Annotated in this window: 12 protein-coding genes; 6 read left to right on the forward strand and 6 right to left on the reverse strand. The window is 73.3% G+C overall.

Annotation, left to right across the window (positions count from 1 at the left end):
* Nucleotides 1-387 precede the first annotated feature (387 nt).
* Nucleotides 388-810 (reverse strand): cobalamin B12-binding domain-containing protein, encoded by a 423-nt coding sequence (locus tag ACZ4SV_RS03055; RefSeq protein ID WP_365882343.1) that lies wholly within the window; start codon nt 808-810, stop codon nt 388-390.
* Nucleotides 811-1,029: 219 nt separating this feature from the next.
* On the opposite strand from ACZ4SV_RS03055, the gene ACZ4SV_RS03060 reads away from it, so the two are divergent.
* A complete protein-coding gene (locus tag ACZ4SV_RS03060; protein WP_397938194.1) occupies nt 1,030-1,878 on the forward strand; it encodes an esterase/lipase family protein in 849 nt (282 codons plus the stop codon).
* A 253-nt stretch (nt 1,879-2,131) separates the two neighbouring features.
* Complete coding sequence (locus tag ACZ4SV_RS03065) at nt 2,132-3,676, forward strand: M23 family metallopeptidase (protein ID WP_365882338.1); 1,545 nt, start codon at nt 2,132-2,134, stop codon at nt 3,674-3,676.
* A 48-nt stretch (nt 3,677-3,724) separates the two neighbouring features.
* Here ACZ4SV_RS03065 and pcrA read toward each other — a convergent pair whose 3' ends face one another.
* The gene (gene pcrA / locus ACZ4SV_RS03070) at nt 3,725-6,214 is read right to left on the reverse strand and encodes a DNA helicase PcrA (protein ID WP_468000935.1); all 2,490 of its coding nucleotides are present in this window, start codon (nt 6,212-6,214) and stop codon (nt 3,725-3,727) included.
* A 427-nt stretch (nt 6,215-6,641) separates the two neighbouring features.
* Here pcrA and ACZ4SV_RS03075 point away from each other — a divergent pair, with 427 nt between their 5' ends.
* Entirely contained in the window at nt 6,642-8,660 is a 2,019-nt protein-coding gene (locus ACZ4SV_RS03075) for an NlpC/P60 family protein (RefSeq protein WP_468000937.1), read from the forward strand.
* A 44-nt stretch (nt 8,661-8,704) separates the two neighbouring features.
* Here ACZ4SV_RS03075 and ACZ4SV_RS03080 read toward each other — a convergent pair whose 3' ends face one another.
* Nucleotides 8,705-9,058, reverse strand: coding sequence for a hypothetical protein (locus tag ACZ4SV_RS03080; RefSeq protein WP_468000939.1), 354 nt, complete (start codon nt 9,056-9,058; stop codon nt 8,705-8,707).
* A 581-nt stretch (nt 9,059-9,639) separates the two neighbouring features.
* Between ACZ4SV_RS03080 and ACZ4SV_RS03085 the strand changes: the two genes are divergently transcribed.
* The gene (locus tag ACZ4SV_RS03085; RefSeq protein ID WP_468000941.1) at nt 9,640-10,701 is read left to right on the forward strand and encodes a C40 family peptidase; all 1,062 of its coding nucleotides are present in this window, start codon (nt 9,640-9,642) and stop codon (nt 10,699-10,701) included.
* A gap of 52 nt (nt 10,702-10,753) precedes the next feature.
* Here the strand turns inward: ACZ4SV_RS03085 and ACZ4SV_RS03090 are convergent, their stop codons facing one another.
* Nucleotides 10,754-11,497 carry a LuxR C-terminal-related transcriptional regulator gene (locus ACZ4SV_RS03090; protein ID WP_468000943.1) on the reverse strand — a complete coding sequence of 248 codons (744 nt, stop codon included), beginning with the start codon at nt 11,495-11,497 and terminating at the stop codon, nt 10,754-10,756.
* Complete coding sequence (locus ACZ4SV_RS03095; RefSeq protein WP_468000945.1) at nt 11,494-12,783, reverse strand: PspC domain-containing protein; 1,290 nt, start codon at nt 12,781-12,783, stop codon at nt 11,494-11,496. The genes ACZ4SV_RS03090 and ACZ4SV_RS03095 overlap by 4 nt, the downstream gene beginning before the upstream one ends.
* 221 nt (nt 12,784-13,004) lie before the next feature.
* Between ACZ4SV_RS03095 and ACZ4SV_RS03100 the strand changes: the two genes are divergently transcribed.
* Nucleotides 13,005-14,519: a PspC domain-containing protein gene (locus tag ACZ4SV_RS03100; protein WP_468000947.1), complete on the forward strand. Its 1,515-nt coding sequence runs from the start codon at nt 13,005-13,007 to the stop codon at nt 14,517-14,519.
* Nucleotides 14,506-14,721, forward strand: a complete 216-nt coding sequence (locus tag ACZ4SV_RS03105; protein ID WP_468000949.1) for a hypothetical protein — start codon at nt 14,506-14,508, stop codon at nt 14,719-14,721. Before ACZ4SV_RS03100 ends, ACZ4SV_RS03105 begins: the two co-directional genes overlap by 14 nt.
* Here the strand turns inward: ACZ4SV_RS03105 and ACZ4SV_RS03110 are convergent.
* Nucleotides 14,712-15,236 (reverse strand): DoxX family protein, encoded by a 525-nt coding sequence (locus ACZ4SV_RS03110; RefSeq protein ID WP_468000951.1) that lies wholly within the window; start codon nt 15,234-15,236, stop codon nt 14,712-14,714. The genes ACZ4SV_RS03105 and ACZ4SV_RS03110 overlap by 10 nt on opposite strands.
* Between the last annotated feature and the right edge of the window lie 20 nt (nt 15,237-15,256).

The following is a 15,256-nucleotide window of genomic DNA, read 5'->3' on the forward strand; positions in this document are numbered from 1 at the left end:
AGACACGGACACCGGGCCACCGCAGAGGAGCGCCCGGCCCCCGGTCATGGGCCCTCGGCCACCGCAGAGGAGCGCCGACCTCCCGGAGACGAGCGGTCGGCCGCTGAGCGAGGACGCCCGGAACCCGACCACAAGCGGGTCAGCCCGGCGGACGGAGAACCAGCCGCCGGTACGGGTGCCCAGCCGCCGGTACGGGTGCCCAGCCGCCGGCGCGGGTGCCCAGCCGCCCGGTGCGGGGCCCGACCCGGAACGAGGCCGGTCAGCCCGCAGACGGGCGCCTGGCCTTCCGGGCACGGGCAGCCCAGCCGCCGGACCCGGGCGGCTCACCCACCCGATACGGAGATGCAGTGGCCGGTCCGAAGAGCGCCCAGCCCGGGGAACCGCTCCTCAGCCGCCGGACGCGGCCGGCTGACGGACGTTCTCCCGGACCCACTCCACGATCTCCGTGGTCGTGGCGCCCGGGGTGAAGATCCCGGCGACGCCCTTCTCCTTCAGCGGCGCGATGTCCTCCTCCGGGATGATGCCGCCGCCGAAGACGAGGATGTCCTCGGCCTCCCGCTCCTTGAGCAGGTCGATGACCGCGGCGAACAGGGTGTTGTGGGCCCCGGAGAGGATGGACAGGCCGATCGCGTCGGCGTCCTCCTGGACGGCGGTGTCGACGATCTGTTCCGGCGTCTGGTGGAGGCCGGTGTAGATGACCTCCATACCGGCGTCGCGCAGGGCCCGCGCGATGACCTTGGCCCCGCGATCGTGGCCGTCGAGCCCCGGCTTGGCGACCACCACGCGGATCGGACCGGCTGCCACACCCATCACTGCCTCCATCAAGCGACCACGGAAGCGATCGCTTCCGTACCGACAAGTACCGCACTTTTGGCGCGTTCCGCCACCGTCGCGAAGTGAACGAACGTTATCTCCAGCATCTCGCACCGGGCAGTTTTACGGAGCCCACCGAGGGGGAAATCACATGGTGGGACATGAGGGCACACGGGGCTCGAGCAGTTCCCCGGTGTGCCGACAGGAGGTCGGCCAATGAAGGTCACCGGGGTGATGCCGCTCCTGCCGCTCTGCCGGCGCCTGTGGCCGGGCAGACTGGCCGGACTGTCCGTGACACTGCTGCGGGCGACCGCCCTGGAGGCCGCGATCCTGGCGGGCCACCTGCTGCTCTATCCGACCGGCCTGATCCAGGAGCACCGCTCCGCGCACCTGCCCGCCGGTGACGGCACCGCCCGGCTGCCGGACCGCTCCGGCCCGCCGGTCGTCCTGCTGCACGGCTTCATCGACAACCGCTCGGTGTTCGTCCTGCTGCGCCGCGCCCTCGCCCAGCACGGCCGGCAGCGGGTCGAGTCGCTCAACTACTCTCCGCTCACCTGCGACATACGCATCGCCGCCGAACTGCTAGGCCGGCACATCGAGGAGATCTGCGAGCGCACCGGCAGTCCCCGGGTCGACATCGTGGGGCACAGCCTCGGCGGCCTGATCGCGCGTTATTACGTGCAGTGCCTCGGCGGTGACCTGCGGGTGCGCACCCTGGTCACGCTCGGCACCCCGCACTCCGGGACCCGGGTGGCGCCGCTGGCCGACGCGCATCCGATCGTGCGGCAGATGCGGCCGGGCTCGCCGGTGATCGAGGAGCTGGCCCGGCCCGCGCCCGGCTGCCGGACCCGCTTCGTGAGCTTCTGGAGCGACCTGGACTCCCTGATGGTCCCGCTGGAGACGGCCTGCCTGGAGCACCCCGACCTCGACGCGCACAACGTCCGGATGTCCGGCATCGGGCACCTCGCGCTGCCCGTGCATCCCGCCGTCGCGGCCGGGATACGCGAAGCCCTCGACGCCCCGCATGCCGAGGACCGGGTCACCGAGGGCCTGACGGTCGCCTGACACCGGCCGCACCGCGAGCGGAGGGAGTCGTTCCGGGGTCCGCACGGGCCGCACACAGCCGGCACATCGCCACTCGACATCGAACATCCTTCGAACGCAAGGCCAAAGTCCCGTCCCGGTCCCCCCGAAACACGGCCGAATGCCCGTTTCCGGCCCACGCGGACCCGGCGGAAGATTGTCGCGCCCAGGTACTGCCGGGTACAGTCGCCGCACTGCTCTGGCAGCCCCTGTTGTCGAGGCGAAAGAGAAGTTGGTGAACGACCGTCACCCGTCGGGGACCATGACCACCCCGGCCCCGGCTTCCGACGCCTCCACCGGGCACTACACGCCGTACGAGGCACAGGAAGCCTCCTACGACGACCTCACCACGTACGGCGGTTACGACGCCACCGGTTTCAGCGACGGTTCCGGAAGTGCCACGGCCTTCCACGCCGACCCGCTCTTCGGCAGCCTCCCGGGCGACGAACACACCACCGGCGCCTACGACACCACCCAGTGGCAGACCGGCGCCGGCCAGTTCCCGGCCCCCGACCCGTACGCCGCCCAGCACGCCGCCTACGACTCCGGTGTCTACGACAGCACCACCTGGGGAGTACCCGCTCAGGCCACCGGAAACCACACCAGCGGCCAGTGGGACACGAGCAGTTGGCAGCAGCCCGACCGGTCCGACGCCGCCGGCCCCACCCAGCAGTGGGAGTGGGGCACCCAGACCTTCGACACCGGCGCGTACGACGCCACGCAGTGGAACTCCGACGGGCAGACCGGGCGGACGGAACCCGGGCAGGACGGCGAGCCGTTCGACCAGCAGGCCACCGCGACGTTCGAGACGGCCGGCGACCCGCACGACCCGCACGCCGCATACGAGCGGACCGGCGACCCGGAGGACACCGCGGGCTTCGCGCAGGTGCCGTACGAGGACACCGGCTTCGACGCTCCGCCCTCCGCCTCCGACGCGGACGAGCCGGACGCCACCGGTGAACTGCCCGCCGTGACCGGCCTGCTGGACGGCCAGGAGGAGATCGTCCCGGCGCCGACGACCCGCGCCGGCGCACGCGGCGCGGCGCGCTCCCGGCGCCGTACGCCCGCCAAGCGCTCCGCACTGCTGACCGTCGCCGTGCCCTCGGCCTGCGTGATGGGCGTCGCCGGCATCGCCGCCGCCTCGGTCGGGGCGCTCGCCGACGACTCCAAGGACACCTCGACCACGACCGCGGACGCCCAGCCCGTCCAGCCGTCCGTCGCCAACAGCAAGCTGGACAGCCAGCTCACGACCCTCTCCGCCGGCGCCACCGACTTCGCCCACCGGGCGAGCCGCACGCAGGAGCGGATCGACCTCAAGACGCAGCAGGAGCTGGAGAAGAAGAAGGCCGCCGCGGAGGCCGCGCTCAAGGAGCGGCTGCGGCCCAAGTTCGCCCTGCCGGTCGGCCAGCACGGACTGAGCGCCTACTTCGGGCAGGCGGGCATCAACTGGATGTCGGTGCACACCGGCATCGACTTCCCCGTCTCCTACGGCACCCCGGTGATGGCCGCGACCGACGGCACCGTCACCACCAAGTGGAACAGTGCCTACGGCAACATGATGATCGTGACGGCGATGGACGGCACAGAGACCTGGTACTGCCATCTCTCCAGCTACCGCGTCGCCTCCGGTACGCCCGTCAAGGCCGGCGACCCCATCGCCTACTCGGGCAACTCCGGCAACTCCACCGGTCCCCACCTGCACTTCGAGGTGCGGCCGGCGGGCGGGTCCGCCATAGACCCGCTGCCGTGGCTGCGCAGCCACGGGCTCGACCCCACGTAGCCACTCCTGCCGGGGCCCCGCTGTGCGGCGGGGCCCGACGCGCGTCCGCTACAGCTTCTCCACCGGCGCGTACCGCAGCAGCAGCCGCTTCGGCTTGGTGTCGCCGAAGTCGATCGTCGCCTCCGCGTTCGCCCCCGTGCCCTTCACGCCGACGACCGTACCGAGTCCGAACTGGTCGTGGGTGACCCGGTCCCCGACGGCCAGCGCGGGCACCGGCTTCTCCGCCGTGCGCCGGGTGGCGAACCCGGACGCGCCCGACGCCGAGGAACGCGAACGGGTCGAGGAGAGCGAGGCCGCGATGCCGGACGCCGGACCGGAGGACACCGGCGCCATGGCGCCCGTCCGCTTCCAGTCCACGTGGGTGGCCGGGATCTCCTCCAGGAAACGGGAGGGCGGGTTGTACGACGGCTGGCCCCAGGCGCTGCGCATCGCCGACCGGGTGAGGTACAGCCGCTCCCGCGCGCGCGTGATGCCGACGTACGCCAGGCGCCGCTCCTCCTCCAGCTCCTTGGTCTGGCCGAGGGCGCGCATGTGCGGGAAGACGCCGTCCTCCATGCCGGTCAGGAACACCACCGGGAACTCCAGGCCCTTGGCGGTGTGCAGGGTCATCAGCGTGATGACGCCGTCGCCGCCCTCCTCGTCGGGGATCTGGTCGGAGTCGGCGACCAGCGCGACCCGCTCCAGGAACTCGGCCAGCGTGCCCTGCTCGTCCTCCCCGCGCTCCTGCTCGAACTCCAGGGCCACGGCCGCGAGTTCCTGGAGGTTCTCGATGCGGGTCTCGTCCTGCGGGTCGGTGGAGGACTGCAACTCGGCCAGGTAACCGGTGCGTTCGAGGACCGCTTCGAGGACCGTGGCCGGTCCGGCACCGGACTCGACGACCGTGCGCAGCTCCTCCATCAGCGCGTTGAACCGCTTGACGGCGTTGGTGGAGCGCGCGGCCATGCCGTACGCCTCGTCCACCCGCTTCAGGGCCTGCGGGAAGCTGATCTTCTCGCGCTGGGCGAGGGCGTCGACCATCGCCTCGGCGCGGTCGCCGATGCCCCGCTTGGGCACGTTGAGGATGCGGCGCAGCGGCACGGAGTCCTCGGGGTTGGCAAGGACGCGCAGGTAGGCGAGGACGTCCCGGACTTCCTTGCGCTCGTAGAAGCGGACGCCGCCGACGACCTTGTAGGGCAGGCCGACGCGGATGAAGACCTCTTCGAAGACACGCGACTGGGCGTTGGTGCGGTAGAAGACGGCGACGTCTCCCGCCCGCGCGTCGCCCGCGTCGACCAGGCGGTCTATCTCGTCGGCGACGAACTGGGCCTCGTCGTGCTCGGTGTCGGCGACGTACCCGGTGATGCGGGCGCCCTCGCCGGCGTTGGTCCACAGGTTCTTCGGGCGGCGGGACTCGTTGCGCTCGATGACCGCGTTGGCGGCGGACAGGATGGTCTGCGTGGAGCGGTAGTTCTGCTCCAGCAGGATCGTCGTCGCGTCCGGGTAGTCCTCCTCGAACTGGAGGATGTTGCGGATCGTCGCGCCCCGGAAGGCGTAGATCGACTGGTCCGCGTCGCCCACGACGCAGAGTTCGGCGGGCGGCACGTCGTCCTCGCCGTGCGGTGCGCCGGCGTCGGCGGCGGCCCGCTCCCCGGTGCCGACCAGCTCGCGGACGAGGGCGTACTGGGCGTGGTTGGTGTCCTGGTACTCGTCCACCAGGACGTGCCGGAAGCGGCGGCGGTAGTGCTCGGCGACGTCCGGGAAGGCGCGCAGCAGATGGACCGCCGTCATGATCAGGTCGTCGAAGTCCAGCGCGTTCGCCTCGCGCAGCCGCGACTGGTACAGGGCGTAGGCCTGGGCCAGGGTCTTCTCGAAGCCGTCGGCGGCCTGGGCGGCGAAGTCCTCCTCGTCGATCAGCTCGTTCTTCAGGTTGCTGATCTTGGCGCTGAAGGACTTGGGCGGGAAGCGCTTGGGATCCAGGTCCAGGTCGCGGCAGACCAGGGCCATCAGGCGCTTGCTGTCGGCGGCGTCGTAGATCGAGAACGACGAGGTGAAGCCCAGCTTCTTGCTCTCCCGGCGCAGGATGCGCACGCACGCGCTGTGGAAGGTCATCACCCACATCGCGTTCGCGCGCGGACCGACGAGCTGCTCGACGCGCTCCTTCATCTCGCCGGCGGCCTTGTTGGTGAAGGTGATCGCCAGGACCTGGCCCGGGTGCACGTTCCGCTCGGCCAGCAGGTGGGCGATGCGGTGGGTGAGCACGCGGGTCTTGCCGGAGCCGGCGCCGGCGACGATGAGCAGCGGGGAGCCGGCGTGCACGACCGCGGCGCGCTGGTTCTCGTTCAGCCCCGCCAGCAGCGTCGCCGAGTCGATCACCGGCCGCGGGGCACCGTCGCGGTAGTGGGCGTCCCGGTCCGGCGGCACGTCGAACTTCCCGCCGAACAGATCGTCCGGGAGCGGTTCCGGGCCGTGATCGTCCTCGGGCGGCGGCGGGGGCTCCTCCTCGCGCCCGCGAGGGGGCTGGAGGTCCGCCAGGAAGCTGTCGTCAAAGAGGCTGCTCATCGCTCTACGAGTCTAGGGCGCCCCACCGACAACCGGTCGCCGTCCCCGGAACATGGCCCTTTTCCCGGACAGTTGATCTTCCCGGACCCGGCGTCCCGCCGCCGCTCACCCAGCGGAAACACCTGCTCACCCACGCGGCGGCCCGCGCCCAGGTCACGGAAATGTATCGGACATAGCGTGCATCAACCTTCACAGAACACTCACGGGTTGGCTAGGTTGCCGTCAGGCCGCACGACCCCCCTCCGGCGAACCTCGCCGAGCCGTGCGGCCTCCGCCGAATCCGGCGCGCCCGCACGGCGCCCGGAGCCGGGACCACGGTCCTGGGGTGCGTCGGCCGGCTCCCGCCCGAACCTCCGTCGGCGCCCCGCAGGCCCGCAGCCACCCCGCCACGGTCCGGCAGGCGGCAGCACGGAAGGAGTCGCCTCCCTTGGCGTCGCACCGCAAGCCGCGCCCCGGCGGCACCCAGGCGGCGGGCCTCCCCGCCCCCGCCCTCGCCACCGCCGCCCTCACCTCCGTGGCCGTCCTGGCCCAGCCCGCCGACGCCCCACCCGTGCCCGGCCACATACGGCCCACCGCGGAGGAGGTCGAGCGCAAGATCGAGGACCTGTACCGCCACGCGGAGTCGGCAGCGGAGGCGATGACGTCCGGCACGGGCAGGCGGCGGACGGGGCGCGGGGAACTGGCGGGGCGCGGCGAGCGGACGAGGAGTGGCGAGCGGACGGGACGCGGGGAACCGGGGCGCGGGGAACTGGCCGGGCGGAAACCGGTGGGGCGGGGGGAAGTGGTGGGGCCCGTGGCACCGGTGGGGCCCGAGGAGCCCGTGAGGCTGGGCGAACCGGTGGGGCGGCGCGGGGAATCCGTGGGGCGTGCTCAGCGGGCCTGGGCGGCCGGGCGGGCCGACGGGGTCGAGAGTGCCGGTCTGGCCGAGGGGGCCGGGTGGGCCGTGGGGGCCGGTCTGGCCGAGTGGGCCGGGCGCACCGCGGGTGGCGCGGGTGTCGGTCCGGTGGGGCGGGCTGAGCGAGCGGCTCAGACCGAGAGCGTGGGGCGTGGGGAGCACGGGGGACCCCCCGAGCGGACCGGCTGGGCCGAGGAGGCCGGACGGACCGCGGAGACCGATCTGGCCGAGTGGGCCGGGCGCACCGCGGGTGGCGAGGGTGCCGATCCAGCGGGGCGAGCTGAGCGAGCGGCTCGGGCCGAGCGCATGGGAGGCGGGATGCGCGCCGAGCGGACCGGCTGGGCCGAGCGGGCGGGACGCGCTGATCGGGCCGAGGCCCGCGAGTGGCCCGCCGGGCGTGCTCAGCGGACTGGTCCGACGGAGCCGACCGGGCGTACGGAACGGACCGGCACGGCCGAACGCACCGCCTGGGCCGCCCGGGAGGGGTGGGTGAACGGGGCCGGGCCGACCCGGCCGACCGAGCCCGCCGGGATACCGTCGGGCCCGGCGGACAGCCTCCAGCGGCTACGCGAAGAGGTCGCCCGGCGAGCCCGGCACCGCAACCTTCCCGCCTTTCGCACCCTCACCGCCCAGCACGGCACGGTCCCGGCCCCGCGCGCCATCGGCCAGCCCGGGAGCGGTACGGTCCCGGCTCAGCGCGGCACGGGACAGCCCGGGTACGGCACGGTCCCGGCCCAGCACGCCACCGGCCACCCCGGGACCGGCACGATCCCGGCCCAGCGCGGCACGGCACAGCCCGGGTACAGCACCGGCCAACTCGGGAACGACGCGAGACAACCCGCACGCAGCACCGACCAACCCGCACGCGGCACCGACCTGCCCGGACACGGCACCGACCAGCCCGCACCCGGTACCGGCCAACCCGGACACAGCGCCGGTCGGCCTACGGGCAACGTCGGCCAAGCCATCCCGCCCCGTCCTGACCCGGCGGCCACGGCACCCACTCGCGGCGCGGCCACGCCACCGGCCACCCGGACCACCACCCCCACGAAGCCCGCGGACGATCAGGCCGAGGCCGTTTCCGCCGGACCGAGGGCGGCCAAGGCGGCCGTACGGAAAAAGCTCGCCCACGCGCGCGTGCTGCTGTCGCAATGGAGTGTCCCGGCCGCCGCCACGCCGTCCGGCGCGTACACGACCAAGGCCAGGAAGGCCCTCGCCTTCGCCCGCGCCCAGCTCGGCAAGCCCTGCGTGTGGGGCGCCGCGGGCCCCGGCTCGTACGACTGCGCCGGGCTCACCCAGGCCGCCTGGAAGTCGGCCGGTGTCACGCTCCCCCGCACGGCAGCCGAGCAGGCCGGTGTCGGCACCCCGGTCCCGCCGGCCGAGGCCCGCCCCGGGGACCTCGTCTTCTTCCACGACGACGCCGGTCATGTCGGGCTGTGCACGGGCGACGGCATGGTGATCCACGCCCCGAGGCCCGGCGCGTACGTCCGCGAGGAGCCGGTCTCCGCCCTCGGCGAGGCGGCCGTCCACAGCGTGGTACGGCCGGGCTGACGCGGGGCGCGACGGAGATCAGCCCCGGCGGATGCCCCGGAGGCTCAGGTCCACAGGACGGCGATGAAGATGTTGGCCACGGTCAGCAGGCCGACCAGCCCGAAGAGACCCTTGTCGATCCGTTCCTCGTCGCGCTTCACGTAGACCAAGCCGAGGATCACGATCAGCAGAGCCAGCTTCACACCGATCTTGAAGGTGTTGACGTGGTGGTCGTCGGCCTGGTTGAGGCCGACCAGGGCCACGCCGGTGACCAGCATGGTGATCGCACCGTGCAGCATCCCCGGCACGAACCGGGCCGTGCCCTGGCCCATCGCCTTCATCTGGGTGAGGAAACCGCCGAGCAGCGCGGCGATACCGATGATGTGCAGGCCGACGAAGAGATGGATGAGTACGTCCATGGAGCCGGAGCCTAGCCAGCGGCCCGGCCCTCCCCCTCACCGGGCCCCACCGGACAGTCGAGCCGAACCCCACCGGACACTCCCACCGACCCGCCCCAGACACCCCGACCGGACACCGGATCCCGCAGCCGTACCCCACCGCCCCTTCCACCGACCCGCACCGCACACCACCACGAGCCCTGCCGTCCGCCCCTCACCCCCACCCGCTCCCACCGTCACCGCAACCCCGCCCCCGGTCAACCGAAAGCCCCCATAACACCCCACCACACCCACCAGCCCCTGTTTTCCCCATTTCGATCACTACGCTCCATGAACGCGACGACTTCAGGTCAGCAAGACAGTCGCAAACAGTCACGCATCAGCCCATCCGAGCCAGTTCCGCACACACCGTTACCTTCTCGTCACTGTCCGGCCTAGCGTCCTCCCCCAGGTGCCCGGCTCCCCACCGCCGCCCGGACCAGGGGCGGCAACCGGTCACCCCGCCGGGATAGATCCGGCGGCGGCCCCCTCCACGCGGGCCGCCTCGGGACGTACGGACCGCCCGGTCGTACGAGTCATACGGAAGGACGTGACGGTTCCAGGTGGCAGCCCACCGCAAGCCCCCGCAACGCCCGCTCGGCGGCCATACGGTCCGCGCGGCCGCCACGCTCGCCCTGGCGGGCGCGGCCACCGCGACCGGCCTCGACGGGACGGCGCACGCCGAGCCACGGCTGACGCCGGCGCAGGTGAAGACCGAGGTGGACGCGCTGTACCGGGAGGCCGAGGCCGCGACCGAGACGTACGACGGGGCGAAGGAACAGGTGGCCACGGCCCAGCGGCGGCTGAGCGCGCTACAGGACCAGACCGCCCGCCGGCAGCAGAAGCTCAACTCGGCCCGGGACACGCTGGGCTCGATCGCGGCGGCCCAGTACCGGGACGGCACCATCGCCCCGGCCTGGCAACTGGCCCTCTCCAGCGACCCCGACCACTATCTGAACGGCGCCGCGCTCGCCGAGCGGGCCGGCGACCGGCAGGCCGCCGCGGTGTCGCGGGTGCGCCTGCACCTGCGGGAGATCGAGCGGCTGCGCGGTGCCGCGCGCCTGGAGCTGACATCGCTGCGCTCACGGCAGGCCGAGCTGCGACGGCAGAAGAAGACCGTCACCGGCAAGCTGGCCGAGGCCCGGCGGCTGCTGGCACGGCTGGATCCGCGGCAGCGCGCCGATGCCGTCGGCGCCGGCACCCCGGGACACTCCTCCCGGTCGGCCGCGGACGCGCGGGACCCACTGGAGCGGGCCGAGTCCGCACCGGCTCCGGCCGGGCGCGCGGCGGCGGCCGTCGCGTACGCCTACGCCAAGCTGGGCAGCCCCTATGTGTGGGGTGCCACCGGCCCGCACGCCTTCGACTGCTCGGGCCTGGCCCTGGCCGCCTACCGCGCCGCCGGCATCTCCCTGCCCCGCACCACATACGCCCAGATCAACGCGGGACGACGAGTCTCCCGCTCCGAACTGCGACCGGGCGACCTGGTCTTCTTCTACTCCGGGGTCAGTCACGTCGGCATCTACGTGGGCGACGGCCGCATGATCCACGCCCCGAACCCGTCGGCACCGGTCCGCCTGGCCCCCATCGACCAGATGCCGTTCGCGGGGGCGACCAGGGTCGCGTGAGAGGCCGGGCGCGGGCGGGTGCCGCAGGGGTTCAGCCGCGGTTCAGCCCGGGTCAGACCAGGCGGCGCGCGGTGGCCCAGCGGGTCAGCTCGTGCCGGTTGGACAGTTGCAGCTTGCGCAGGACCGCCGAGACATGGGACTCCACCGTCTTCACCGAGATGAACAACTGCTTGGCGATCTCCTTGTAGGCGTAGCCACGGGCGATCAGGCGCAGCACCTCGCGTTCCCGCTGGGTCAGACGGTCCAGGTCCTCGTCCACGGGCGGGGCGTCGGTGGAGGCGAAGGCGTCCAGGACGAACCCGGCCAGCCGCGGGGAGAAGACGGCGTCGCCCTCCTGCACGCGGAAGATCGAGTCGATCAGGTCGACGCCGGTGATGGTCTTGGTGACGTAGCCGCGGGCGCCGCCGCGGATCACCCCGATCACGTCCTCCGCGGCGTCCGACACGGACAGCGCGAGGAAGCGGACGGGCCGCTCGGCGTCCGCCGTCAGCGCCGCGCACCGGCGCAGCACCTCGACCCCGCCGCCGCCGGGCAGGTGCACGTCGAGAAGGACGACCTCGGGCCGGGTGGTGGTGATGACCGTGACCGCCTGGTCGACGTCCGCGGCCTCGCCGACCACCTCGACCCCGGTCTCGGCGGTCTGGCCGATCTCGGCCCGGACGCCGGTGCGGAACATCCGGTGGTCGTCCACGAGCACCACCCGTACGTGCCGCCCGCCAGCGCCGCCGCCGGGCCTCCCGGACTCGGCCGCCTCCGCCGCTTCCGCCGTGCCGTTCGCCTCGGTCGCGTCGCTCATGACGTCTTCTCCGCCCTCTCCATCTCCAGCTCGACCTCGGTGCCGCCGCCGGGCACCGCCCGCAGCCGGGCCGTACCGCCGTTGCGCTCCATGCGGCCGATGATCGATTCTCTGACACCCATCCGGTCGGCGGGTATCGCCTCGGGGTCGAATCCGGGACCGCGGTCCCGGACGGACACGAAGACCGTCTTCGCCTCGACTTCGGCGTAGACCTGTACGGCACCGCCCGCGCCACCGTACTTGGCGGCGTTCACCATCGCCTCGCGCGCGGCCTGCATCTGCGCGCCCGTCCTCTCGTCCAGCGGGCAGTCGCCGACGATCACGACCTCGATGGGCACGCCGTGCTTGTCCTCCACCTCCGCCGCGCTGCGCCGCACCGCCTCGGCGACCGTGTCGGGTTCGTCCGCCTCGTCCTTGCCTGTGCCCTCCGGCTTGTACAGCCAGGTGCGCAGGTCGCGTTCCTGGGCGCGGGCGAGCCGGCGGACCTCACCCGCGTTCTCGGCGTTGCGCTGGATCAGGGTGAGGGTGTGCAGCACGGAGTCGTGGACGTGGGCGGCGACCTCGGCGCGTTCCTGGGCGCGGATGCGCATCAGCCGCTCCTCGGAGAGGTCCTGGGTCATGCGGACCAGGTACGGGCCGGCGAGCAGGGTGATGCCGACGAGGACGGCGAGCGCGGCCTGCAGGACCGCGCCCAGGTGGGCGGTCGAGCCCTGGAGGACGAAGACGGCGGAGACGCCGGCCGTGACGAGCAGGACGCCGCCGGCCGCGCGCAGCAGGGTGAGGGTGCGGCGCCGGCGGCCGGCCTCGACCCAGCGGGCCCGGCGGGCGTTGTCCGCCTGGCGCCAGACCAGGGCGACACCGGCCGCGACGAGCACGACGGGCACCAGGTACGCCTTGGCGGCGCTGCCCAGGTTCACGCTGCCCACGAAGACGACGGAGACGACGACCATGAGGAGCAGGGCGATGATCTGCCCCAGGTCCGGCTTGCGGGCCACCAGTCTGCGGCGGCCGCCCGGGGAGGTCTCCGTGCCCACCAGGGACGGCTTCTGGTCGCCGACGCCGCCGATGCCGAGCGGGACGAAGAACCAGAACGCGGCGTAGAGCAGCGCTCCGAGCCCGTCGGCGGTGAACAGGCCGACGAAGACGAGCCGCACCCAGACGACGGGCAGCCCGAGATGGCCGGCGAGCCCCCGCGCCACTCCGCCGAGCCAGCGTCCGTCGCTGCTGCGGTAGAGCTTGCGCGGGGGCCGCGGGTCGTCGAGTGGCGGGCTTGCGGCTTCCGGCATGCCAACGATGGTCACATGGGCGGCGGGGCGGAGCATCAGGGTCGGTCCCGGAGACGCCCCTGATGTTCCGTCGGGGCCGGTCCGGGTGGGCGGTCCGTGCGGTGGCCGTCGGCGGCGGGTGCCGCTCGAACGCTTCCCCGCCCCGGCTCAGGGCCGATTTCAGGGTTGGTCCAGGGTCGTCCCGACTGCCGCGGCGGCGGACGGGCCGTCACCATGGACGCATGACGGATCACGAGCACGCCGCGACGGGTCCGGGACCCGGCCCCGGCCCGCGCCCGGTTCCGGGCACCGGGCCGACGGATGCCGCGCCCGCCGCGACGGGAGAGACGGGAGCGGCCGGCGCCGGCACCCCAGCCGACAGCCACACCCACGCCCGCGCCCGCGCCCGCCCCCACACGGACAGCAACACCGGCACCGACCACAACACCGACACGGGCACCGGCTCCGACACGCTTCCCGACCGCTTCCGGCGCGACCGCGCGCACAAGATGATCGCGGGCGTGTGCGCGGGACTCGGACGGCAGACCGGCATGGACCCGGTGATCTTCCGGATCACGCTGGCCGTGCTGTCCGCGACCGGCGGCCTGGGCCTCATCTTCTACGGCTTCGCCTGGCTCCTGGTGCCGTACGCGGACGAGGAGGAGAACGAGCTGCGCAAGCTGTTCACCGGCCGGGTCGACGGCCAGGCGCTGGCCGCCGTGCTGTTCGCGCTGGTCGGCTGCGGAATCTTCCTGACGATGCTGAGAAACGGCGCGGTGCTGGCGTTCGCCACGGTGCTCTCGCTGCTGCTCGCGGGCGCCGGGTACTGGTCGCGGCACCGGGACGCCCCCGATGCCGATCCGCTGGCCGCGCAGGCCGCCGCCGACGCGCCGCCGGAGGCCCAGGCGCCGCCGGTCGTCGCCACCTATCCCTCGTGGTGGCGCGACCCGATCGTCAAGGACGGCACCCATGTCGGCGGCACCGGCTATCTGTGGGGGCCCGGCGAGGCGCGCGTGCGGGACGTCACCTCGGTCCTGGACGTCGGCCTCGCCACTCCCTGGACGCACCCTGCGGCGATACGTCCGCCCTGGCCGGAGCCCCCGAGACCGCGCGGCCCGCGCTGGATCGGCGGCTGGGTGTTCCTGCTCGCCCTGCTGGCGGGCGGCCTGGGCGCCAGGGCCGACTGGCACACCCAACCGCTGGGCGCCAGTCTGCAGACCGGTCTGGCGTGCGCGCTGGCGGTGTTCGGGCTGGGCATCGCGCTCAGCGCGTTCCTGGGCCGGACCGGGGCCGGGACGGTGTTCCTGGCACTGGTCACGGCGGCCCTGCTCGCCGGTGCGGTGGCCCTGCCCAGGGACATCACCGCCGACTGGCGGGAGGCGGCCTGGAAGCCGGCCGCAGCGGCCGGGGTGCGGTCCGGGTACGACCTCGGGACGGGCCGGGCCACCCTGGACCTGACCCGGGTGCACCCGGCCGCGGGGCGGACCGTCGCCACGGACGCCCGGGTGGGCGCGGGACGGCTGACGGTGATCGTGCCGGCGGACGTGACCGTGCGCATGGACATCGATGTGGGCATGGGCGACATCCGGTTGCCCGGGGAGCGAAGGAACGACGTGGACGTACGGCCCGGGGGGCACAAGGACGTGACGCTGACGCCGGTCAAGGGCGCGTCCGAGGGCGCCGGGAAGCCGGGCACGCTGGAGCTGACGCTCGGCGTCGGAGTGGGACAGGTGGAGGTCAGCCGTGCTGCGTCATGAGTTCCAGCCCGGGAAGCTGGTCGCCGGGCTCTTCCTCACCGCGACCGCCGCGGCCTATCTGGGCGACGCGGCCGGCCTGTGGGAGACACCGTGGACCGCGGTGATCCCCCTGGTCGTGGGCGGCCTGTGCCTGGCCGGCATCACGGCCGCGCTGACCCGGGGGATACGCAGACGGGGTGGTGCCGAGGACGGTCAGAGATAGCCGCCGGAGCGCCGCCGGGACCGCCAGGCCGCGTCGAGGGAGAGGTAGGGGGCGCCGGCGAGGACGAGGGGCAGCCAGGCCATCAGATAGGCGAGGTCGTTGCCGTAGTAGTAGGGGGTGGTCGCCCAGCTCACCGTCAGCCAGAGGCTGAGCGAGATCAGCGCGCCGCCCAGCGCGGCGAGGCGCCCGAAGAGACCGAGCAGGGTGCCGATGCCGACGGCCAGCTCACCGAGGGCGATGGCGTAGCCGAAGCCGGCCGGGTTGTTCAGGGCCAGGTCGATCAGGGCCGGGATCGCGGCGGAGTCACGGGCCGCGCGCAGGGTGTCGCCGATCGAGCCGGCGCCGCCGGAGCGCAGGAAGGAGCTGTCGGTGAGCTTGTCCAGGCCGGCGTAGACGAAGGTGGCACCCAGGAAGAGGCGCAGCGGCAGCAGGGCGTAGCGGGTGGCGGAGTCCCGCTTGCCGCGGGGGCCGTCCAGCCGGTGGATATGCGTATCCATCCGCATGCCGTAAGTCATCGCTGCCAGCCGCCTTTCAC

The sequence above is a fragment of the Streptomyces sp. NPDC027672 genome, from assembly GCF_055566335.1.